Origin of the sequence: Sphingomonas sp. DBB INV C78 (assembly GCF_042693015.1) — a bacterium.
In the GTDB taxonomy this organism is placed as follows: domain Bacteria; phylum Pseudomonadota; class Alphaproteobacteria; order Sphingomonadales; family Sphingomonadaceae; genus Sphingomonas_E.
Genome location: NZ_CP170544.1, coordinates 4,319,040 through 4,339,843, shown reverse-complemented (window position 1 = coordinate 4,339,843; position 20,804 = coordinate 4,319,040). Strand labels below are relative to the sequence as shown.

Genomic DNA, 20,804 nt, shown 5'->3' with positions numbered 1-20,804 from the left:
CGTTCAAGCAACCGGCGGCAGTCTGAGCCGCGGAATATCGATCGCGGGGCAGCGGTCCATCACGACCTTCAGACCGGCAGCCTCCGCGCGAGCGGCCGCGGCCTCGTTGATCACGCCCAACTGCATCCACACCGCCTTGGCGCCGATCGCGATCGCCTGGTCGACGGCTTCACCCGCTGCCTCGGGCCGGCGGAAGATATCGACCATGTCGATCGGGTCGCCCAATTGCGCAAGCTCGCGCCAGACGAACTCGCCATGGACATGCTCGCCGGTGATCTGCGGGTTGACCGGGATGACGCGATAACCGTGGTTCTGCAGGAAGCGCATCACGCCATAGCTCGGCCGGTCGGGCCGGTCGGAGGCGCCCACCAATGCGATGGTGCGGACCTCCGACAACAAGGCGGCAATATCTTCGTCGGACGTGAGCGGCATGACGATCTCCTCCTGGGACGAGATCAGAACGTAGGAACGGCCTTCGCGTTCAGCCAGCCCATCAGCGCGCCGGCAATGTCGAGGAAGGGCTGGGCGATCGCCTCACCCGATGCCGCCGGCGGCTGGCCGGCGTCGGATGCCTTGCGGATGGCGATCTCCAGCGGAATTCGCCCGAGGAAGGGCACGCCGAGCGACTGCGCCGCCGTCTCCGCCCCGCCCGCGCCGAAGGGGTCGCTCACCTCGCCGCAATGCGGGCAGGCATAGCCCGCCATATTTTCGACAATGCCAATGATCGGCACGGTCGCCTGGTTGAACAGGTCGATCGCGCGGGTCGCATCGATCAGCGCCAGATCCTGCGGGGTCGAAACGATGATCGCGCCCGCCGGCTTGTGCTTGGCGATCAAGGAAAGCTGCACGTCGCCGGTGCCGGGCGGCAGATCGACGATGATGATCTCGGCCTCGCCCCAATCGGCGTCGATCAGTTGGCCGAGCGCATTGCCCGCCATCGGCCCGCGCCACGCGATCGCCTGGCCCGGCTTCACCAGATGCGCCATGGAAAGCATCGGCACGCCGAAATCGGTCGCGATCGGCAACAGTTTCTGGTTCTCGGCCTCGGGGCGCTTGCCCTCGCTCGCCATCAGCCGCGCCTGCGAGGGGCCATAGATGTCGGCATCGACCAACCCCACTTTCACCCCCAGCCGCTTGAGCGCCACGGCGAGGTTGGCGGCGACGGTGGACTTGCCGACGCCGCCCTTGCCGCTGCCGACGGCGATCAGCTTGCGTGCCGTCTTTTCCGCCGTCATGGCGATGCGGACGTCACGTATCCCGTTGAGGCCGATCAGTTTTCCGCGGATCGCGCGCTCCACCTTGGCGCGGTCATCCCCCGACAGTCCGGTCACGTCCAGGATCACGCTGGCTACCTTGTCGACGGCGTTTACGCGCGGCGCGGCACAGCGCCCGCTTTCGATCAGGCCCTTGCCCGAAAGCGGGTCGGCGATGGTGTCGAGGGCGGCGGCGAAGGCGTCGGAATCGGTCATATTCCGCGCCATAGGCTACGCTATCGGCGGATGGCACTATTTTTCCGCGTTTCGCTACCTATAATGACGTCCATGCAACAGAATTCCGGTCCGTCCGCATCTTCCACCGTCCATCTGAACGAGAGCGACGGAGGTGGCCCGTGGGGCGGCGGCGGTTCAGGTGGTTCCGGCGGTGGTGGCGGGGACGGCGGCGGGCTTGGCCCGCGCAACCCCTGGAGCCAACCGCCGCGCAAGCGCCCGCCCGGCGGCGGCAAGGGCGGCCAGGGCCCCAGCGCGCTCGACGAGTTGCTCCGCAAGGGGCGCGAGAAGATGGGCAGCGGCGGCGGCGGCATGGGCGGCATCCCCGAATTCGGTGGCAAGCCGATCTGGTTCTGGGGCATCATCGTCTTCGTGCTGCTGTGGATCGGCGGCACCTGCGTCCACACGATCGGCCCGCAGCAGCGCGGCGTCGTCACCTTCTTCGGTTCCTATGCCCGCACCATGGGCACCGGCCTCAACTTCTCGCTGCCGGCGCCGATCGAGTTCGTGCAAAAGATCGATGTCGACGAGATCCGCACCGTCGATATCGGGTCGACCAGCGAAAGCTCCGAAAATCTGGTGCTGACCGGCGACCAGAATATCGTCGACCTCGCTTATTCGGCACGCTGGAACATCCGCGATCCCGAACTCTTCCTGTTCGAACTGGCGGACCCCGAGGACACGATCAAGGAAGTCGCCGAGAGCGCGATGCGCGAGGAATTGTCGCGCGTGACACTCAACCAGGCGATCGGCCCGCAGCGCAGCCAGATCGAGGCGCGCGTCGCCGCCCGGATGCAGGAGCTGCTCGACAGCTATCGCGCCGGCGTCGCCGTGCAGGGCGTGGCGATCAAGCAGGCCGATCCGCCGGCCGCGGTGAACGATGCCTTCAAGGAAGTGACGTCGGCGCAGCAGCTCGCGCAATCCTATCTCAACCAGGCGCGCGCTTATGCGCTCCAGCTCACCGCCAAGGCCTCGGGCGAGGCGCAGGCGTTCGACAAGGTCTATGCCGAATATAAGCTCGCGCCCGATGTGACCCGCCGGCGCATGTATTATGAGACGATGGAGAAGGTTCTGGCCAAGACCGACAAGACCGTGATCGAGGCAAACGGCGTGCAGCCCTACCTTCCGCTCCAGCAATTGCGGCGTCCGGAGCCCGCGGCGACGCCCGCGCCGGCACAGGGAGCCGCACGATGAACCCCGCCGACCGCTTCGCCCGCGCGCCCGTCGCCTGGGCAGTGCTCGGGCTGATCCTCCTCGTCGCGCTGCTGATGTGCGTGAAGATCGTGCCCGAAACCAAGCAGGCGCTGATCGTCCGCTTCGGCAAGCCTGTGACGATCGCCAATCAATATCATGCCAATCAGGAATTCGGCCGCACCGGCGCCGGTCTCCTGTTCCGCATCCCCTTCGTCGAACAGATCATCTGGGTCGACAAGCGCGTGCTCGATTTCGACATGCAGCGTCAGGCGGTGCTGTCGACCGATCAGCTCCGGCTCGAGGTCGATGCCTTTGCGCGCTACCGCATCGTCGATCCGCGGCGCATGTATATTTCCGCGGGCAGCGAAAAGCGGGTGGGCGAGGCACTGCGCCCGATCCTCGGCTCGGCGCTCCGCAACGAGCTCGGCAAGCGGCCCTTCGCGGCCTTGCTCAGCCCAGAGCGCGGCCAGGTGATGGATAATATTCAGAACGCGCTGGCCCGCGTCGCCCGTCAATATGGCGCCGAGATCGTTGACGTTCGCATCAAGCGCGCCGATCTGCCCAGCGGCACCCCGCTCGACAGCGCCTTCCAGCGGATGCGCACCGCGCGTCAGCAGGAAGCCCGCTCGATCGAGGCGGAAGGCCGCAAGCAGGCCCAGCTCATTACCAGCGAGGCGGATGCCGATGCATCGCGCGTCTATGCCGAAAGCTTCGGCAAGGACCCGGATTTCTATAATTTCTACCGGGCGATGCAGTCCTACCGCGTCACCTTCGGCACCGACGGCAACGAGGCATCAGGCGCGTCTTCGGTGATCCTGTCGCCGGATAATGAATATCTTCGTGAATTTAGGGGTCGGAAGTAGAAGCCGGGCGCGTCCATTCAATTGACGTTCAGCCTCTGCTTCCCACCTAATAAGCGCCCGCGCGCCATCATTTTGCCCCAGGAACGCGGGAGGAATATCTGAGGAGGTCCGCCATCGTGCGATACGCTTATGCCATCACTGCCGCTCTGCTCGCTGGCGGGGCCTCCGCGACGATGGTGCTCCAGCAGCCGGTAGGGGCGCAGGTTGCCCAGAACGCACCAGGCCAGATCGAGGCCGCGGCACCGCGCCCGGGGGCTCCGCTCAGCTTTGCGGATCTCGCCGCCAAGTTGCAGCCGGCCGTGGTCAACATCTCGACCACGCAGCGCGTGCAGGTGCAGAACCAGAACCCGTTCGCCGGCACGCCGTTCGGCGATCTGTTCGGCCGCTTCGGCCAGGGCCAGGGTGGCGATGGCCAGCCGGTCACGCGCGAAGCGACCTCGCTGGGTTCGGGCTTCATCATCTCGGCGGACGGCTATGTCGTCACCAACAACCATGTGATCTCGGGCGGGCCGCAGGGCCGCGGAGTGGTGAGCTCGGTGGTCGATTCGATCACCGTCACGCTCCCCGATCGTTCCGAATATAAGGCGCGCGTCGTCGGCCGCGACCCATTCTCCGATCTCGCTTTGCTCAAGATCGAATCCAAGACGGCGCTGCCTTTCGTCCAGTTCGGCGATTCGACGCGCACGCGCGTCGGCGACTGGGTGGTCGCGATCGGCAATCCCTTCGGCCTCGGTGGCACGGTGACGGCGGGTATCGTCTCGGCGCTCCACCGCACCATCGGTTTGGGCGGCGCTTATGATCGCTACATCCAGACCGACGCCTCGATCAATCAGGGCAATTCGGGCGGCCCGATGTTCGATCTGAACGGCAACGTCATCGGCATCAACACCGCCATCTTCTCGCCCACCGGCGGCAATGTCGGCATCGGCTTCGCTATCCCGGCGGAGCAGGCGCGGCCGGTGATCGAACAGCTCAAGGGCGGCGGCAAGGTCAAGCGCGGCTATCTCGGCGTCGGCATCCAGCCGATGTCGGAAGATATCGCCTCGGGCCTGGGTCTGCCCAAGGATCGTGGCGAGATCGTCAGCCGGGTCGAGCCGGGCGAGGCGGCGGCGCGCGCGGGCATTCGCCAGGGCGACGTCATCGTCAAGGTCAACAACCGCGAAGTCACGCCGGACGAGACGCTGAGCTACATCGTCGCGAACACGCCGATCGGCACGCGGATGCCGATCGAGCTGATCCGCGAAGGCAAGCGCATGACGGTGACGGCCGTGGTCGGCGAACGTCCGCCGGAAGACCAGCTTGCCGCGGCTGACGGCGAGGATGAAGGCACTGGTGGGGAAGCGACGCCGGCGCCCAGCGCCCAATCGACCCGCCAGTCGATCGGCCTGTCGCTGCAGGCGCTGACCCCCGATGTCGCCCGCCAGCTCAACATCCCGTCGACGGTGCGCGGCGTCGTCGTCAGCCAAATCGATCCCAACAGCGATGCCGCGCAGGAAGGCATCCAGCGCGGCGACATCATCCTGTCGATCAACCAGCGTCCGGTCGTCTCGCCGGCCGATGCCGCCGCGGCGGTGGAAGCTGCCCGCAAGGCCGGCCGCGCCACGGCTCTGCTCTTCATCCAGCGCGGCAACGGCACACCGCGTTACATCGGCGTGAAGATCAACAGCGGCCAGTAAGCCGATAGAATCGGAGGCGGTGCGATCGCCTCCGACCCTCTCCCGTTGAGGGAGGGGAAGTCAGGTCGCTTAAATTAGCTTGATATCGCCCGCAGCAATTCGATCCGCACGCCGTCGCGGTCGGCGCCGTGGTGGAGCTCGGCCATGCCGGTGGTCACGCGCATCGACGGAACCCAATGGCCGCCGGCGGCTTCCAACGTGGCGGCGACGCGGTCGATATCATCGACCCAGAAAGCGAGATGGGTCAGCCCAAGCTGGTTGATGGCGCGGCGTTCGCGCGGGCCGAAGGACCTGGGCTCATAGGTTTCTAGGAGCTCGATCGTATTGCCGGCGGCATCGCGCATCATCTGGGCGCGCAGCTTGATGCCGGGGATCTCGTTGACGGTGGCGAGCCAGTCGAAGCCGCCGTCGAGCACATAATTTTCGGCCGGCGCGAAACCGAGCGCCTGATAATAAGGCATGGCTGCATCGACGCTTTCGACGCAGATGCCCGAATGCGAGAAGCCCGCGGGCTGGCCGTCCATCTGCATCAGCTCGATCCGCACACCATCGGGATCGGTGCAATAGAGCATCGTCGTGCCACCGGCATCGAAGCGGGCGCGGGTCTGTTCGAACACATGCCCGCCCGCCGCGCGCAGCCGATCGGCTGCGGCATCCATATCGTCGACGCGGAAGGAGAGATGGACGAGGCCATATTGGATGGTCGAGCGCCGCTCGCGCGGGCCGAAAGGCGGCGGCGACAGGAAGTGGAGCAGCTCGATCACCGGGCCGTCGGGATGCTTGAGCGTGATGGCACGAAGCTTCACGCCTTCCAGCTCCATCGTCGCGTCCATGTCCGGCCCCTCGATCAGGCCGTAATCGAGTTCAGGCTCGAACCCGAGCCCTTCGCAGTAGAAACGCCGCGACGCCTCCAGATCGCTCACGCAAATGCCGCGGTGCTTCAGGGTGATGCTCATTCAGGCCTCTCTTTGCTGCCGCCCTTATCCCGCGATCGGGCCGGCCCGTCCTCCGCCAAACGGACCGGGCGGCGCATTGAGGGCCGCAACGCGGGATCAGGCAGGAATAAGCAAGCCGGCGAGCGCTGCGCTCATCAGGTTGGCGAGCGAGCCGGCGATCAGCGCACGAATGCCGAGCCGGGCGATCACCGGCCGCTGGTTGGGCGCGAGGCTGCCGGTCGCGGCCATCTGGATCGCGATCGAGCTGAAATTGGCGAAGCCGCACAAGGCAAAGGTGACGACGGCAATGGTGTGCGGGGAAAGCTGGTCGAGCTGCTGGCCGAGGCTGATGTAAGCGACGAATTCGTTGAGCACGACCTTCTGGCCGAACAACCCGCCGGCGATCCGGGCTTCGTCCCACGGCACGTTGAGCAGCGCCATCACCGACGCAAAGACATGGCCGAGCAGACCTTCGAAGCTGAGGCCGCTGATGCCGAACCAGTTGCCGATGCCGCCGAGAATGCCGTTGGCGAGCGCGACCAGAGCGACAAAGGCGAGCACCATCGCACCGACCGCGACGGCGATCTTGACGCCGGTCTGCGCGCCCTGCGCCGCGGCCTGGATGATGTTGGCGGGCTTTTCCTCGCCATGGGTCGCGGCGATCGCGATCACCTGCGCCTCGTCGGGCGCTTGCGTGCCGTCGGGCATGATGATCTTCGCCATCAATATGCCGCCGGGGGCCGACATGAAGCTCGCCGCGAGCAGATAATCGATGCGGATGCCCATCGACGCATAGGCCGCAAGGATGGTGCCGGCGACGCCCGCCATGCCGGAGCACATCACCGTGAAAAGCTGCGCGGGCGTGAGCGAGGCGAGATAGGGACGGATCACCAGCGGCGATTCGCTCTGCCCGACGAAGATATTGGCGGCCGCGCAGAGCGATTCGACCTTGGACACGCCGATGATCTTCTCGATCGCGCCGCCCACCCAGCGCACCACCAGCGGCATGATGCCGAGATGATAGAGGATCGAGACCAGGGCCGCGAAAAAGATGATCACCGGCAGCGCCTGGATCGCGAAATTCTGCCCGAGCGGATCGGCGGCGAGCTTGCCGAACAGGAAGGCAGTGCCGGCATTGGCATAGCCGAGCAGGTTGGAAACGCCCGCCGACAACCATTGCAACACCGTCCGCCCAGCCGGCACATAGAGCACCAGCACCGCGATCCCCGCCTGCAGCGCGAAGGCCGCGCCGACCACGCGCAGGCGGATCGCCCGGCGGTTGGTGGACAGGAGCACGGCGACCCCGAGGATCAGCGCGATCCCGGCAAGGCCGATCAGATATTGGCTCATGATAATGGACGGCCCCCAACCCCTCGCGTCACCCGTGACGATGGCACGGCAGCGGCGGCATAGACCAGCCCCTCTGGACTCCGGCCTATGCGGGGTGGCGTGCCATCATTGCGGCGCCGTCTCGCCCTTGAGCGCAAGCGCCGCGGCTTGCCCCGCATCGCTGTCCGGCGCGATCGCCGCAGCGCGCGCCCAGGCCGATCGCGCCCGTTCGGTCGCCCCGGCGAGTGCGGCGATATTGCCTTCCTCATAGGCGATCGGCGCCTCGTTGGGTGCGAGCATCGCCGCCTCGCCGATATCCTTGGTGGCGCGCGGCAAGTCGCTCTGGCGGCGCGCGAGCGTGGCTGACAGCAGCCAGACCATCGGGTCACGCGGCACCAGCTTCAGCGCCGCATCGATGTCGACGCGCGCATCGGCAAGGTTGCCGACCGCGACATCGGCGCGCGCGCGATCGAGATGGGCCTCGCCGCGCATCTCGTCGGTCAGCACCGGCAGCGCCAATGCGCGATCGAAATAGCCGCGCGCCATCGCCGGATCGTCGCCGGCGAGCGCGGCATTGCCGGCCTGCACCCACAGATTGCCGGCCCGGCCGTCGCGCTGGATCTCGGCGTCCTTCGCCGCCTGCTCGAACGTGGCGGCCGCCGGGCCCCAGCGCTCCAGCTCGACATAAGCGAGCCCCAGGCAGATCCGCGCCGGCACGCCGCCCCCGCCCGTGCGCCACATATCGGCTTCGGCGACGGCCTTTTCGGGATCGCTTTTGGTCAGCGCCGTGCAGGCCTCGAACCGCTTCTGCCCCGCGTCGGGCAGCGGCACGTTGGAGGATTGGAGCAGGAGAAGCAGGGGCAGGATCACAGCGTTTCCAATATCTCGTCGACGGTGCGGATCAGCAGGGCAATGTCCTCGCCCCGCGACAGGCGATGGTCCCCGTCCTTGATCAGGATCGTCTGCACCGCGGCTGAACGGAGCGCCGCGGCGAGCTTGACCGAGATCAGCCAGGGCACATCATCATCCTGCTGGCCGTGGAGCAGCCGCACGGGTCCATCAAAATCGATCTGGTCGCCGAGCAGCCGGTTCGCCTGCCCGCTCTGCCAGAAATCGAGCGTCGTCACATAAGGCTCGTCCGAATATTCGCTATGCTCCTCGATCCGGCCGTCGCGCTGGAGCCGCGCCTTATCCTCCTCGTCGAATCCCCATTCGGTGAAATCTGGCGCGGGCGCGATGCCGACCAGCCCGGTCACCGTCTCCGGCCGGGCGAGGGCGACAAGCAGCATCAGCCAGCCGCCCATCGACGATCCGACCAGCAGCACCGGTCCTTCGATCAGATTGTCGATCAAATGGAGGACATCGTCGCGCCAGCTTATCAGCGTGCCGTCAGCGAACTTGCCTTCGCTCGCGCCGCAGCCGGCATAATCGAGCCGCAGCATCGCGCGGCCGGTCTCCTCCGCCCAGGCATCGAGCGCGGTCGCCTTGCCGCCTTCCATGTCGGACATATATCCAGGCAGGAAGACGATCGTCGGGCCCCAGCCCTTGCGGTGGCGATAAGCGAGCTTCAGGCCATCCAGCCGGGCGAGGAATTCGGGATCGGTCATGGGCTGCGGCTATCACACCCACTCGTCACCCTGAACTTGTTTCAGGGTTCATCCCTCCCCAGGTGACGAAAGCGCGCGTGGAGCGGTGGATGCCCAAACAAGTTCAGCGTGACGGCGGATTGAGCGGAACGGTTGGCATCCCGCCGCCGCCAAGGCATAAGCGCGCGTTTTCTAGCCTCAAGGATTGAATCAGCCAATGTCCGCCATGATCAAGATCAGCCTTCCGGATGGGTCCGTGCGCGAAGTCGCAGCCGGCACCACCCCGGCTGACATCGCGGCGGCCATCGGCCCCGGCCTCGCCAAGGCGGCGCTTGCCGCGCGCGTCGATGGCGAGCTGCGCGACATCAACCGGCCGCTGGAAGGCGATGCCAGCTTGGCACTCGTCACCGCGAAGGATGAGGCCGACGCGCTCGAACTCGCCCGCCACGATTATGCGCATCTGCTGGCCGAAGCCGTGCAGAGCCTCTTCCCCGGCACGCAGATCACCTTCGGTCCCGCGACCGAGGATGGTTTCTATTATGACTTCGCGCCCAAGGATCGCCCCTTCACCGAGGAGGATCTGCCCGCGATCGAAGCCGAGATGCGCAAGCTCATCGCCGCAAACAAGCCGCTCCGCCGCGAGGCGTGGAGCCGCGAGGCGCTGATCGCGCGCTGGCAGGCGGAAGGCGAGACCTTCAAGGCCGAATGGGCGGCCGAACTGCCCGAAGGCGAAGAACTGACCGTCTATTGGTCGGGCGACGACTGGCTCGATATGTGCCGCGGGCCGCACCTTGCCTCCACCGGCAAGCTCGATCCGCAGGCCTTCAAGCTGACGCGCGTCTCCGGCGCCTATTGGCGCGGCGACCAGAAGAACGCCATGCTCAGCCGCATCTACGGCACCGGCTGGCTCAACAAGAAGCAGCTCGACGCGCACCTTCACAAGCTCGAGGAAGCCGCCAAGCGCGACCATCGCAAGCTGGGGCAGGAGATGGACCTGTTCCACCTGCAGCAGGAAGCGCACGGCAGCGTCTTCTGGCATCCCAAGGGCTATCGCATCTGGCGCGAGCTGGAAGCCTATATGCGTCGCGCGATCGACGGCGCGGGCTATCGCGAGGTCAAGACCCCGCAGGTGATGGACGCGCGCCAGTGGGAGCAATCGGGTCACTGGGGGAAATATCGCGAGAATATGTTCGTCATCCCCGACGAAGTGCCCAATGTCGACGATGAAGGCCCGATCGTCTCGGCCGATGCCGACTGGATGGCGCTGAAGCCGATGAACTGCCCGGCGCACATCCTGATCTTCCGTCAGGGGATCAAGTCGTATCGCGATCTCCCGCTGCGCCTCTATGAAAATGGCTGCTGCCATCGCAACGAACCGCATGGCGCGCTCCACGGGCTGATGCGTGTCCGCCAGTTCACGCAGGACGACGCGCACATCTTCTGCCGCGAGGACCAGATCGTCGATGAGGTGCGAGCCTTCTGCGCGCTCGCCGACCGCATCTACAAGGATTTCGGTTTCACCTACTCGATCAAGCTCGCGCTCCGCCCCGACAAGCGTTTCGGCACCGAGGAGATGTGGGATCAGGCCGAAACCGAGCTGCGCGAAGCGGTGGCCGCCGCCGGCCTCAACACGCCCGAATATGGCTGGGAAGAACTGCCGGGCGAAGGCGCCTTCTACGCGCCCAAGCTGGAATGGCACCTGACCGACGCGATCGGCCGCACCTGGCAGGTCGGCACGATCCAGTCGGATCGCGTGCTGCCCGATCGGCTCGACGCCAGCTATGTCGGTGAGGATGGCGAGCGCCATCGCCCGGTGATGCTCCACCGCGCGATCTTCGGCTCCTATGAACGCTTTATCGGCATTCTGATCGAACATTTCGCCGGCAAGTTGCCGGTATGGCTGGCGCCGGTGCAGGCAGTGGTGGCGACGATCGTCTCGGATGCCGATGGCTATGCCGAGGATGTGGTGGCGAAGCTCCGTGCCGCCGGTATCCGTGCCGAAACCGACACCCGCAACGAGAAGATCAACTACAAGGTCCGCGAACACAGCCTCGCCAAGGTGCCGGCGATGTTCGTCGTCGGCCGGCGCGAGGCGGAGGAAGGCACTGTCGCCGTCCGTCGCCTGGGCGAACAGGCGCAGTCCGTGCTGCCGCTGGACGAGGCGATCGCGCTGCTGCGGGCCGAGGCAACGCCGCCGGATCTGGCGGCCTGATCGGATGCGCCAGGCCGACATCGATCTCGCGCACGCATTGGCCGATGCGGCGGGGGCGGCGATCCGCCCCTTCTTCCGCGCGCGGTTCGAGATCGAAACCAAGGAGGACGCATCGCCCGTCACCCAGGCCGATCGCGCGGCCGAGGCGGCGATCCGCGCGATCCTGGAGGTGGAACGCTCCACGGACGGCATCATCGGCGAGGAATATGGCAACACGCGCGAAGGTGCCGATCGGCTCTGGGTGCTCGATCCGATCGACGGCACCCGCAGCTTCATCGCCGGCCGGCCGATCTTCGGCACTTTGATCGCCTTGATCGAAGGCGGCGTGCCCGTGCTGGGCGTGATCGATCAGCCGATCAGCGGCGAACGCTGGATCGGTGCCACCGGCCATCCCACCCTGCTCAACGGCACGGCCGTGCACACCCGCGCCTGCGCGACGCTCGGCAACGCCCATCTCGCCACCACCGGCCCGCGCCTGTTCGCCGACGACGAGAAGGCCGCGTTCGACCGCCTGTCGGATGCCTCGCGCGATACGCTCTGGGGCGGTGATTGCTACAATTACGGTCTGCTCGCCGCGGGCCATCTCGATCTCGTCGCCGAAGCCGGCCTCAAGCTCTACGATCTCGCCGCGCTCGTGCCGGTGGTGGAGGGCGCCGGCGGCGTCATGCGCGACTGGACCGGTGCGCCCCTCACTCGCGACAGTGCGGGGCAGGTGATCGCTGTCGGTGATCCGCGGATGCTGGATGCGGCGCTGGAGACGCTGCGCGTCTAACCCTTCTTCGGCCGCCCCGTTCCCACATCGTCGCGCGGCTTGCCCTTGGTCGTCCGCTGCGCGCTTGCCTTGGCACCCGCCAGCACCGGGCCGCAGGCCGCCGACTTGGCGTCGCCGACGTCCACGAACGCCAGAACCGCCGCGAGCGGACTGACCAGCGCGCCCAGCCCCACGCCGACGCCACCGCGCGCCAGCAGTTCGGGGCTGATCACGCTGAAGCCGGGCGCCGCGAAATAGCCGTTGATGCCCACCGGCGACTGGCCGGCGATCAGACTGAACTTCTTGGAATCCGCCCGGAATTTCAGATCAAGTGACTCGTCCTTGAAGCTGAAGACACCGCGGCCCAGCATCACATTCTTGTCGGTGTCGATCAGGATCGGGTCCGCCGTCGCCACGCCGTCGCGCACGGTGAACGCGATCAGCCCGCAATTGATCTCGACCGGCTTTTTCAGTTTTCCTTCCCACATCTTGGTGATGAAGGTGCCGACATCCAGCTCCGAAAGCTGGATGTTGCGCGTCCAGAAGCTGCCGGCCGGCAGGATCACGGCGATCCGCCCGTCGGACGTGGCGAGCGATTCGCGCACCGTGTCGCCCTCGCCCTTCATCTGCACGCGGGCCTTGATCGTGCCGCTCGTGCCCGATTCCTCGACGCCCCAGCCTTTCAGGAGCCGGCCCATCGGCGTGGGCGACAGGCGGATGTCATAATCGGTCTGGACCGGCCGGCCGCGGGCGTTGATCGCGATGTCCGACGCGAGCTTGCCGCCTGCCATGTCGAAGGTAAGCGGCGACAGCTTCAGCAGGCTGCGATCGAGATCGAGCGTCAGCACGACGTTGGAAACCGGCAGGTTGGGCGCGCGGATGTCCCGCACCGCATAATTCACATGCGCATCGAAATTGCGGATCGCCTCAATGCGGAGCGGCGCATCGGGCAGCAGCCGCGGCGTGCCGTTCACGCGCTCGATCGTGCCCTTGGCGCCCTGTGCTTCCAGCCGTTCCGGATCATAGCCGACGAAGGGGCCGACATCGATGATGTCGACGCTGTTCGACTTCAGGTCCGCGTCGATCATCAGCCGATCGTTCGGCATCGTGATCGTCATCGCGCCGGCCAGGTCGCTCGCGCCGAAGCGGCCGTTGAGCCGCGTGAAGCGCCATGCGCCGTCGGCCTTGGTGAGGTTGGAAGTGAAGCGATAATTGCGCGTCTCGGGGATGGCGACGCCCAGCAGATCGAACAGATTGGCAAGGTTGAACCCGCGCACCGCGAGCTTCAGGTCCGCGCCCTCGATCTGCGTGGCGGCCGGCAGCGTGCCGGAAATGTCCGCCACTGTCCGCGCGCCTTCGACATGCAGTACGATCTGGTTGCGCCCGCCCGTGACGGTCTCGTTGGGAGAAAGCAGGCCGCCGGTCAGCGTGAAGGGGCGGTTGCGGAGCGTGCCGCCGCCCTTGAAGCGAACATCCTCTGCAAAGCGCGTGTCCGCCGCCTTGATCGTGTCGACCTTGATATCCGCAGTCAGCAGCATCTTCGGATCGCGATAGCGCACCTCGGTACCCGTCACGATCGCGCGGCGGATGACGGGCAGGTCGAGCGGCTTGCCCGGTACGTTCGGATCGCCGAACGTCCAGGTGTTGCGCTTGGCTTGCTTATCCCACTCCAGATCGACGCGGCCATTCGCCAGGTTGAGCCAGTTGATCCGGCGCGTACCGAAGATGAAGGGCACGGTCGCGCCGTTCATCTCGATCCGTTCGGCATCGAACAGATCGGGCTTGGTCGCCCATTCGGGGTTGGAAACGGTCAGCCGTTCGGCGACGAATTTCAGGTTGATCGGATTGAGATAGAATTGGAAATCACCGCCGACGCGCACCTGCCGTTCGGTGTTCGCGCTGGCGATGCGCTCGAAGGTGGGCTTCAGGAAGCGGCCCTTGGTGATGAACAGGATCAACCAGGCCAAGGCCAGCAGACCGATGATCGACGCGAGCACGGCCACGCCCGCCGCGAGCGTCCTGCCGCCCTGCCGTTGCGTGGGACTCGCGGGCGCAGCATCCTGCCTCGCCACCGCATCCTGCGCGGCGCGATCAAGAATTTCGCTGGGATCGCGATCGGCCATGCGGGCAAAAACCCGCCACAGCCGCTGGATGTTCCCCTTGAGGGCGACTGCGCGTCTCCAGACGCTGATCTGCCGGCTTATATCAAACTCGCGTCACCCCGGGGCTTGACCCGGGGTCCCGCCACCTTTCCACCGCCCGCTAAAGCGGGACCCCGGGTCGAGCCCGGCGTGACGAAAAGGAACTGGGGGATCGAGCCTCTAAAGCCCCGCGCCCGCCAGCATCGCCGAAGCGCCCTGTTCGGCGCCGTCGGCGGTGTGGCGCATGAAGGCGAAAAGCTCGCGCCCAGTGCCGATCGGCGGCGGCGGCGGTGTGGCCGCCGCACGCGCATTCCATTCCGCTTCGTCGATCAGAACCGTAAGCTCGCCCGTGTTGGCGCATACCCGGACGATGTCGCCGTCGCGCACCTTGGCGAGCGGCCCGCCGCCCAGCGCTTCGGGGGTGATGTGGATTGCGGCCGGCACCTTGCCCGATGCGCCGGACATACGTCCGTCCGTCACCAAAGCGACCTTGAAGCCCTTGTCCTGCAGCACGCCCAAGGGCGGCGTCAGCTTGTGCAGTTCGGGCATGCCGTTGGCGCGCGGCCCCTGGAAGCGCACCACCACCACCACGTCGCGGTCGAGTTCGCCCGCCTTGAAGGCGCGGTTGACGTCGTCCTGGTCGTGGAACACGCGCGCCGGCGCCTCGATGGTCCAGCGCGCCGGATCGACCGCGCTGGTCTTGATCGTCGCGCGGCCGAGATTGCCCTTGAGGAGGCGCATCCCGCCGTCGGGCTGGAAGGGATTGGCGACCGGGCGCAGCATGGCGTCGTCGAGCGGCTCGGCCGGTGCCGGCTGCCAGGCGAGATCATCGCCCGCCAGCATCGGATCGGCGGCGTAAGCGCGAAGCCCGCCCTGCCAGATCGTCAGGATGTCCTCATGCAGCATCCCGGCGTCGAGCAGGGTCGAGATGACATAGCCCATGCCGCCAGCCGCCTGGAAATGGTTCACGTCGCCCGATCCGTTGGGATATACGCGCGCGATCAACGGCACCGCCGCGGACAGCCGATCCAGATCCTCCCAGTCGATGATGATGCCGGCCGCACGCGCGATCGCCGGGATGTGTATCGCATGATTGGTCGATCCGCCGGTGGCGAGCAGGCCGACCGCGGCATTGACGATCGCCTTCTCATCAATGACCCGTCCGATCGGGCGATAATCCTCGCCATCCCAGCCGATCTTCGCCAGCCGGTGGACGGCCGCGCGGGTCACTTCCTGGCGCAGCTTGGTGCCAGGGTTGATGAAGGCGGCGCCGGGGACGTGAAGGCCCATTACCTCCATCATCATCTGGTTAGAATTGGCGGTGCCATAGAAGGTGCAGGTGCCCGCGCCATGATAGGAGGCGGCCTCCGCCTCCAGCAGTTCGGCCCGGCCGACCTTGCCCTCGGCATAAAGCTGGCGGACGCGCTGCTTCTCCTTGTTGGCGAGGCCCGAGGGCATCGGCCCCGCGGGCACCAATATGGTCGGCAGATGGCCGAACCTCAGCGCGCCGATCAGCAGGCCCGGCACGATCTTGTCGCAGATGCCGAGCAGGGCCGCGCCCTCGAACATGCCGTGGCTCAGCGCCACCGCAGTCGACAGCGCGATCACGTCGCGGCTGAACAGCGACAATTCCATGCCACGCTGGCCTTGCGTCACCCCGTCGCACATCGCCGGCGTGCCGCCCGCCACCTGCGCGGTCGCCCCGGCTTCGCGCGCCCACAGCTTCATCCGGTCGGGATAGCCGCCATAGGGCTGATGGGCGGAGAGCATGTCGTTAAAAGCGGTGACGATGCCGATATTCATCAGCTTGCCGTCGCGGATGACGGCCTTGTCCTCGCCCGCCGCGGCAAAGCCGTGGGCCAGGTTGCCGCAGGAAAGATTGGGCCGATCGACCCCGCTGTCGCGCTCGCGCTCGATCAGGTCGAGATAGGCCCGCCGGCCGGGCGCGGAGCGCTCGACGATGCGGGCGGTGACGGCGGCGACAACGGGGTGGAGCGTCATTCGGCGGACCAGTGGATATCGATGGGAAGTTCGGTATCGGCGAGCACGCGTCCGATCGGCACGGTCGACAGCGGACCGTCCTTGATCGCCCGTTCCAGCACCTTGCGCTTTTCGTCACCGGTGACGGTGATCAGCAAGGTGCGCGCCGACAGGATCGCCGCGCGGGTCAGCGTGACGCGCGCGACCGGGGCTTCCTTGGGCATCGGATCGGGCTTCACGCCGACGGCGCGGCGCGCCTTCGGCGCGTTCAGCGCCTCGTCCAGATCGGGGCCGGCGAAGATCGAGGCGGTATGCCCATCCGCACCCATGCCCAGCCAGACGAGATCGGGCGGCCAGTGGAGATCCTGCAGCCGCGCGTCGGCGGCCTTGCCGGCGGCCTGATGGTCGGAAGCCGCCTCGCTGACGATCGGGATCACGCGGGCGCCGAGCGGCAGGAAGGTCTTGGCGATCATCGCCACATTGCTGAGCGGATCATTGACCGCGACCAGCCGGTCGTCGGTGGGGATGATCGTGACATTCTTCCACTTGAGCTTCGCCTTGGCGAGCTTGGCGAAGATCGGCGCCGGCGTATTGCCGCCCGGCAGCGCGATCAGCGCCTGGCCGCGCGCATCCAGGGCGCTTTCGATGATGAAACCGACGTCTCCGGCGACGGCCTCGGCCATCTCCCCGGCATCGTCATATTCCCACCATTCCGCTTCAATCATGCCAACTCACTCCGTCACGTTCGGTCAGCGCGATCGCTGCCGACGGGCCCCAGGTGCCCGCCGGATAGCTCTTGGGCGTCATCCCGTTCGCCGTCCAGCCATCGCGGATCGCGTCGACCCATTCCCATTGCGCCTCGACCTCGTCGCGGCGAACGAACAAGGTGGGGTCGCCCTCGATCAGATCCAGCAGCAGCCGTTCATAAGCGATGCGGCGGCGGGCTCCGGCAAAGGCGGTGGTGAGCGAGAGATCGAGCGGCACTTCGCGCAGGCGCACGCCCTCGCGGTCGAGGCCCGGTTCCTTCGCCATCACCATCAGGCTGATCTCTTCTTCCGGTTGCAGGCGGATGACGAGCTTGTTGGCGTGCAGCCGCCCGCCGCGCTCCGCGAACATCGAGTGCGGCACCGGGCGGAACTGGATGATGATCTCAGACTGGCGCGTCGGCAGGCGCTTACCCGTGCGCAGGTAGAAGGGCACGCCCTTCCAGCGCCAATTGTCGACATGCGCCTTCAACGCCACGAACGTCTCGGTGCCGGATGGCTTGCCGAGTTCCTCGATATAGCCGGGCACCGGCACGCCGCCGACGGCGCCCTTGGTATATTGGCCGATGACGGTATGGGTCGGCGCGGTTTCGCGATCGATGCGGCGGAGCGAGCGCAGCACCTTGACCTTCTCGTCACGCACCGCACGCGCGTCGAAATGGGCGGGCGGCTCCATCGCCACCAGCGCGAGCAGCTGGAGCATATGGTTCTGCACCATGTCGCGCAGGCTGCCTGACCCGTCGAAATAAGCGGTCCGCCCTTCGAGGCCGACCGTCTCCGACACGGTGATTTGGACATGCTCGATCCCGCTCGCGTTCCACAGCGGCTCGAACATCAGATTGGCGAAGCGCAACGCCAGCAGGTTCTGGACGGTTTCCTTGCCGAGATAATGGTCGATGCGGAAGGTCCGCTCCTCGGGGAAGACGGCAGCCACGGCATCGTTGATGTGGCGCGAGGAGGTGAGATCGGTGCCCAGCGGCTTTTCCAGGCCGATGCGGACATTGCCGCCGGCGAGGCCCGCCGATGCGAGGCCGGCGATCGTCGGCTCGAACAATTGCGGCGCGGTCGAAAGGAAGATGGCGAGGTCGCCGTTGCGCGCCCCCACCCGTTCGCCCAGCGTCGCGAAGCCCGAAGGGTCGGACGCGTCGAGCGAGACATAATGCAGCCGATCGAGGAAGCCGGGCACGGCGCCCTTGTCCATCTTGTCGGCCGGAACATGCTTTTCCAGCGATTCCGCCGCCAGCTTGCGATAGGCCGCATCGTCGAGATCGCTGCGCGCGGTGCCGATGATCGCAAGGTCCGGGGCGATCAGCCCTTCGGCATGAAGCGCGAACAGCGACGGCAGCAGCATCCGCTGCGCCAGATCCCCGGTCGCGCCAAACAGCAACAAGGCCCCCGCTCCACCCGTCATGGCGATCCTTCTCTCGATTTTCGCAGTGCGGGATATCTGCGCGTTTCAGCCGCACACGTCAAAGGGAAGCCGGGGAATTTCGGGCGCTTCGCGTGACAATTTTCCTGGGCGCGGTAGAAGCGCGGCCATGAGCCAAGCTTCGACCCCCTGGCGCGACGAGATGCGCGCGACGCTGGCGCTCGCCTGGCCGCTGATCCTCACCAACCTTGCGCAATCGGCGATCCACGCGACCGACGTGATCCTGCTCGGCCGGCTGGGCGCGCGCGAACTCGCCGCAGGCGCGCTCGGCACCAATCTGATGATGGCCTGCGTCGTCATCGGCAGCGGCCTCGTCATGGCGGCGTCTCCGATGACGGCGAAGGCGCTCGGCGCGCGATTCAACGCCGTGCGCGATGTGCGCCGGACGGTGCGCCAGACGATGTGGGCGGCGGTGGGGATCACGCTGCCGCTGTGGCTGCTGCTGTGGCATGGCGAGGCGGTGCTGCTTACGATCGGGCAGGAGCCGGCGCTCGCCGCCGACGCCGGCCATTTCCTGCGCGCGATGATGTGGGGGCTGCTGCCCTATCTCTTCTATCTGGTGCTGCGTATCTTCGTCGCCGCGCTGGAACGGCCGGGCTGGTCGCTGGCTATCGCGCTGGGCGGGGTCGTCGCCAATGCCATCATCAATTACGGGCTGGTGCTCGGCGGGTTCGGCATGCCGAAACTGGGGCTGTTCGGCGCCGGGCTGGGATCGGCGATCGCCAACAGCCTGATGTTCGTCGGCATGGCGATCGTCGTGGGCGTCCATCCGCGCTTCCGCCGTTTCCATCTGTTCGGCCATTTCTGGCGGGCGGACTGGCCCCGCTTCACCGCCATCTGGCGGCTGGGCCTGCCGATCGCCGTGACGCTGGGGTTGGAAGTGACGGTGTTCAACGCCGCGACCTTCCTGCAGGGCCTGCTCGGGCAAAACTCGCTCGCCGCGCACGCCATCGCCATCCAGATCGCCAGTGTCAGCTTCATGGTGCCGCTCGGCCTCGCCCAGGCGGCGACGGTGCGGGTGGGGTTGGCGCTCGGCCGGCAGGATAGGGCGGGGATCGGCCGGGCCGGCTGGACCGCGTGGGGGCTGGGCGTGGGCTTCATGGCGACGATGGCGCTGGTGATGATAACCGCGCCGCGGATGCTGGTCGGCGGCTTCATCGATGCCGACAACCCTGCCAATGCCGAGGTGGTTCGCCTCGCCATTTCCTTCCTCGCGCTCGCCGCCTTGTTCCAGATCGTCGATGGCGCGCAGGCGGTGGGCGCCGGCATGTTGCGCGGCCTGCATGACGCGACCGTGCCGATGGTCTTTGCAGGCGTCGGCTATTGGGTGATCGGGCTGGCCTGCGGCGCGTGGCTCGCTTTCCACGCGGGCTGGGATGGCATCGGCATCTGGGCGGGCTTGGCGCTCGGCCTCGCCATCGTCTCCGTGCTGATGACGGGGCGCTGGGCGCTGCGCGAAAGGATCGGGTTGGTCGATCCTTCCTGGGCGCGCGTCTAAATCCCGCCACCCCAGCGATATTGCAGCGCGACCCCCAGCAGATCGTAATTGTTGCCGGTGCGCGCCGATACGCCGCTGCTGGCATTGATCTTGACCGACATGCGCCGCGACAGCGGCATCGCCGCCGTCACCCCGGCGCGCCAGTTGCTCTGCAGATTGCGGTCGGGAATGCCGTCCACCTTGGTCCGGCCGCCGGCGAAATAGGTGGCGTTGGCCGCCAGCCAGATGCCCGACGGCAGATTGTAGATGACGTGCGTCTGCGCCGAATAGATCGCATCCTGGCTGCGTGTGCGGCCACCGAAGAAATTGTCGTTGTCGCCATAGAATGTGCCCGCGGCGGCAAGTTCCACAATCCATCGGCCGAGCGCCTTGGAGACGCCGATCTCCGGCTTCACCGACCAGCGGTTCGCACCGATGTTGAGCAGGCGGCTGCCGTCATATTGGCCGACCGGCACCGACACCTGCACGCTCGCCGCGACGAGCAGATCCTGCCGGTAATTGCGGAACTCGGCCATGTTGAGCGCTGGTGCGCCATAGAGGCTGACCGAGACCCGAACCAACGGATCGCCGAAGCCGTCCACCTTCCGCTCGACCGGCTCCCCCTGGAAGATGGCCGATCCGCTGAGCTTGCCATAAGGCACGATGACGTCGACCTTGCCCGAATTGCCCCAGAAATCGAGCGTGCGGACATAAGCGACGGCCGCGGTGCGGACGGACAATTTGGCGTCGCTGACAGGGAGCGACGGATCGATCGAAAGGCCGCCGTCGGTATCGCTCAATGCCAGCACTAGGAAATTGACGCCCACCGGCCCCGGCGAATAGGCCCGCGGCTCGATGCTCTGGGCGCAGGCAGGCGATGCGAAGGCGGCCGCAAAAGCCGCGCAGCCCGTCCACAGCGATGTGCCCCGGCCCCGAACCATGCGCCAGAATAACGGCTGTGCTCGCCGCGAAACCATCGG

The 20,804-nt window shown here is 66.7% G+C and carries 17 protein-coding genes; 6 read left to right on the top strand and 11 right to left on the bottom strand.

Annotated features, from left to right (window positions below; translation table 11 throughout):
- Positions 1 to 3 precede the first annotated feature (3 nt).
- Both ACFB49_RS20675 and ACFB49_RS20670 read right to left on the bottom strand, forming a co-directional pair.
- Complete coding sequence (locus tag ACFB49_RS20675) at positions 4 to 432, bottom strand: CoA-binding protein (protein WP_380873381.1); 429 nt, start codon at positions 430 to 432, stop codon at positions 4 to 6.
- 23 nt (positions 433 to 455) lie between these two features.
- Positions 456 to 1,469 carry an Mrp/NBP35 family ATP-binding protein gene (locus ACFB49_RS20670; RefSeq protein WP_380873379.1) on the bottom strand — a complete coding sequence of 338 codons (1,014 nt, stop codon included), beginning with the start codon at positions 1,467 to 1,469 and terminating at the stop codon, positions 456 to 458.
- A 72-nt stretch (positions 1,470 to 1,541) separates the two neighbouring features.
- Between ACFB49_RS20670 and hflK the strand changes: the two genes are divergently transcribed.
- From hflK to ACFB49_RS20655, 3 genes are all read left to right on the top strand, one after another.
- Positions 1,542 to 2,681, top strand: a complete 1,140-nt coding sequence (hflK, locus tag ACFB49_RS20665; RefSeq protein WP_380873377.1) for an FtsH protease activity modulator HflK — start codon at positions 1,542 to 1,544, stop codon at positions 2,679 to 2,681.
- Entirely contained in the window at positions 2,678 to 3,544 is an 867-nt protein-coding gene (gene hflC, locus ACFB49_RS20660) for a protease modulator HflC (protein ID WP_380873375.1), read from the top strand. The genes hflK and hflC overlap by 4 nt, the downstream gene beginning before the upstream one ends.
- Positions 3,545 to 3,660: 116 nt before the next feature.
- On the top strand, positions 3,661 to 5,220 hold the full coding sequence (locus ACFB49_RS20655) for a Do family serine endopeptidase (protein WP_380873374.1): 1,560 nt from the start codon (positions 3,661 to 3,663) through the stop codon (positions 5,218 to 5,220).
- A gap of 74 nt (positions 5,221 to 5,294) precedes the next feature.
- Here ACFB49_RS20655 and ACFB49_RS20650 read toward each other — a convergent pair whose 3' ends face one another.
- The 4 genes from ACFB49_RS20650 to ACFB49_RS20635 all read right to left on the bottom strand — a co-directional run bounded on the left by ACFB49_RS20650 (position 5,295) and on the right by ACFB49_RS20635 (position 9,091).
- Positions 5,295 to 6,176: a VOC family protein gene (locus tag ACFB49_RS20650; RefSeq protein ID WP_380873373.1), complete on the bottom strand. Its 882-nt coding sequence runs from the start codon at positions 6,174 to 6,176 to the stop codon at positions 5,295 to 5,297.
- 96 nt (positions 6,177 to 6,272) lie between these two features.
- Positions 6,273 to 7,505 (bottom strand): NupC/NupG family nucleoside CNT transporter, encoded by a 1,233-nt coding sequence (locus ACFB49_RS20645; RefSeq protein WP_380873371.1) that lies wholly within the window; start codon positions 7,503 to 7,505, stop codon positions 6,273 to 6,275.
- Positions 7,506 to 7,610: 105 nt separating this feature from the next.
- Positions 7,611 to 8,354 carry a tetratricopeptide repeat protein gene (locus tag ACFB49_RS20640; protein ID WP_380873370.1) on the bottom strand — a complete coding sequence of 248 codons (744 nt, stop codon included), beginning with the start codon at positions 8,352 to 8,354 and terminating at the stop codon, positions 7,611 to 7,613.
- The gene (locus ACFB49_RS20635; protein ID WP_380873368.1) at positions 8,351 to 9,091 is read right to left on the bottom strand and encodes an alpha/beta fold hydrolase; all 741 of its coding nucleotides are present in this window, start codon (positions 9,089 to 9,091) and stop codon (positions 8,351 to 8,353) included. Before ACFB49_RS20635 ends, ACFB49_RS20640 begins: the two co-directional genes overlap by 4 nt.
- A gap of 196 nt (positions 9,092 to 9,287) precedes the next feature.
- Between ACFB49_RS20635 and thrS the strand changes: the two genes are divergently transcribed.
- Complete coding sequence (gene thrS, locus ACFB49_RS20630; RefSeq protein ID WP_380873365.1) at positions 9,288 to 11,282, top strand: threonine--tRNA ligase; 1,995 nt, start codon at positions 9,288 to 9,290, stop codon at positions 11,280 to 11,282.
- A gap of 4 nt (positions 11,283 to 11,286) precedes the next feature.
- Positions 11,287 to 12,054: a histidinol-phosphatase gene (hisN, locus tag ACFB49_RS20625; RefSeq protein WP_380873364.1), complete on the top strand. Its 768-nt coding sequence runs from the start codon at positions 11,287 to 11,289 to the stop codon at positions 12,052 to 12,054.
- Here the strand turns inward: hisN and ACFB49_RS20620 are convergent.
- From ACFB49_RS20620 to zwf, 4 genes are all read right to left on the bottom strand, one after another.
- On the bottom strand, positions 12,051 to 14,156 hold the full coding sequence (locus ACFB49_RS20620; protein ID WP_380873361.1) for an AsmA family protein: 2,106 nt from the start codon (positions 14,154 to 14,156) through the stop codon (positions 12,051 to 12,053). The genes hisN and ACFB49_RS20620 overlap by 4 nt on opposite strands.
- A gap of 198 nt (positions 14,157 to 14,354) precedes the next feature.
- Positions 14,355 to 16,175 carry a phosphogluconate dehydratase gene (gene edd, locus ACFB49_RS20615; protein WP_380873359.1) on the bottom strand — a complete coding sequence of 607 codons (1,821 nt, stop codon included), beginning with the start codon at positions 16,173 to 16,175 and terminating at the stop codon, positions 14,355 to 14,357.
- Entirely contained in the window at positions 16,172 to 16,879 is a 708-nt protein-coding gene (pgl, locus tag ACFB49_RS20610; RefSeq protein WP_380873357.1) for a 6-phosphogluconolactonase, read from the bottom strand. Before pgl ends, edd begins: the two co-directional genes overlap by 4 nt.
- Positions 16,872 to 18,329 carry a glucose-6-phosphate dehydrogenase gene (gene zwf, locus ACFB49_RS20605; protein WP_380873355.1) on the bottom strand — a complete coding sequence of 486 codons (1,458 nt, stop codon included), beginning with the start codon at positions 18,327 to 18,329 and terminating at the stop codon, positions 16,872 to 16,874. The genes pgl and zwf overlap by 8 nt, the downstream gene beginning before the upstream one ends.
- A 127-nt stretch (positions 18,330 to 18,456) precedes the next feature.
- Here zwf and ACFB49_RS20600 point away from each other — a divergent pair, with 127 nt between their 5' ends.
- Complete coding sequence (locus ACFB49_RS20600) at positions 18,457 to 19,845, top strand: MATE family efflux transporter (RefSeq protein WP_380873354.1); 1,389 nt, start codon at positions 18,457 to 18,459, stop codon at positions 19,843 to 19,845.
- Here the strand turns inward: ACFB49_RS20600 and ACFB49_RS20595 are convergent.
- Positions 19,842 to 20,765 carry a transporter gene (locus tag ACFB49_RS20595; protein ID WP_380873352.1) on the bottom strand — a complete coding sequence of 308 codons (924 nt, stop codon included), beginning with the start codon at positions 20,763 to 20,765 and terminating at the stop codon, positions 19,842 to 19,844. The two genes, ACFB49_RS20600 and ACFB49_RS20595, sit on opposite strands and share 4 nt — an antisense overlap.
- Positions 20,766 to 20,804 lie beyond the last annotated feature (39 nt).

Coding starts and splice junctions, on each gene's coding strand:
- zwf (WP_380873355.1), bottom strand. CDS start 18,329: ATGACGGGTGGAGCGGGGGCCTTGTTGCTGTTTGGCGCGACCGGGGAT.
- ACFB49_RS20620 (WP_380873361.1), bottom strand. CDS start 14,156: ATGGCCGATCGCGATCCCAGCGAAATTCTTGATCGCGCCGCGCAGGAT.
- hisN (WP_380873364.1), top strand. CDS start 11,287: ATGCGCCAGGCCGACATCGATCTCGCGCACGCATTGGCCGATGCGGCG.
- ACFB49_RS20670 (WP_380873379.1), bottom strand. CDS start 1,469: ATGACCGATTCCGACGCCTTCGCCGCCGCCCTCGACACCATCGCCGAC.
- ACFB49_RS20595 (WP_380873352.1), bottom strand. CDS start 20,765: ATGGTTCGGGGCCGGGGCACATCGCTGTGGACGGGCTGCGCGGCTTTT.
- hflK (WP_380873377.1), top strand. CDS start 1,542: ATGCAACAGAATTCCGGTCCGTCCGCATCTTCCACCGTCCATCTGAAC.
- ACFB49_RS20645 (WP_380873371.1), bottom strand. CDS start 7,505: ATGAGCCAATATCTGATCGGCCTTGCCGGGATCGCGCTGATCCTCGGG.
- ACFB49_RS20675 (WP_380873381.1), bottom strand. CDS start 432: ATGCCGCTCACGTCCGACGAAGATATTGCCGCCTTGTTGTCGGAGGTC.
- ACFB49_RS20635 (WP_380873368.1), bottom strand. CDS start 9,091: ATGACCGATCCCGAATTCCTCGCCCGGCTGGATGGCCTGAAGCTCGCT.
- pgl (WP_380873357.1), bottom strand. CDS start 16,879: ATGATTGAAGCGGAATGGTGGGAATATGACGATGCCGGGGAGATGGCC.
- edd (WP_380873359.1), bottom strand. CDS start 16,175: ATGACGCTCCACCCCGTTGTCGCCGCCGTCACCGCCCGCATCGTCGAG.
- ACFB49_RS20600 (WP_380873354.1), top strand. CDS start 18,457: ATGAGCCAAGCTTCGACCCCCTGGCGCGACGAGATGCGCGCGACGCTG.
- hflC (WP_380873375.1), top strand. CDS start 2,678: ATGAACCCCGCCGACCGCTTCGCCCGCGCGCCCGTCGCCTGGGCAGTG.
- thrS (WP_380873365.1), top strand. CDS start 9,288: ATGTCCGCCATGATCAAGATCAGCCTTCCGGATGGGTCCGTGCGCGAA.
- ACFB49_RS20650 (WP_380873373.1), bottom strand. CDS start 6,176: ATGAGCATCACCCTGAAGCACCGCGGCATTTGCGTGAGCGATCTGGAG.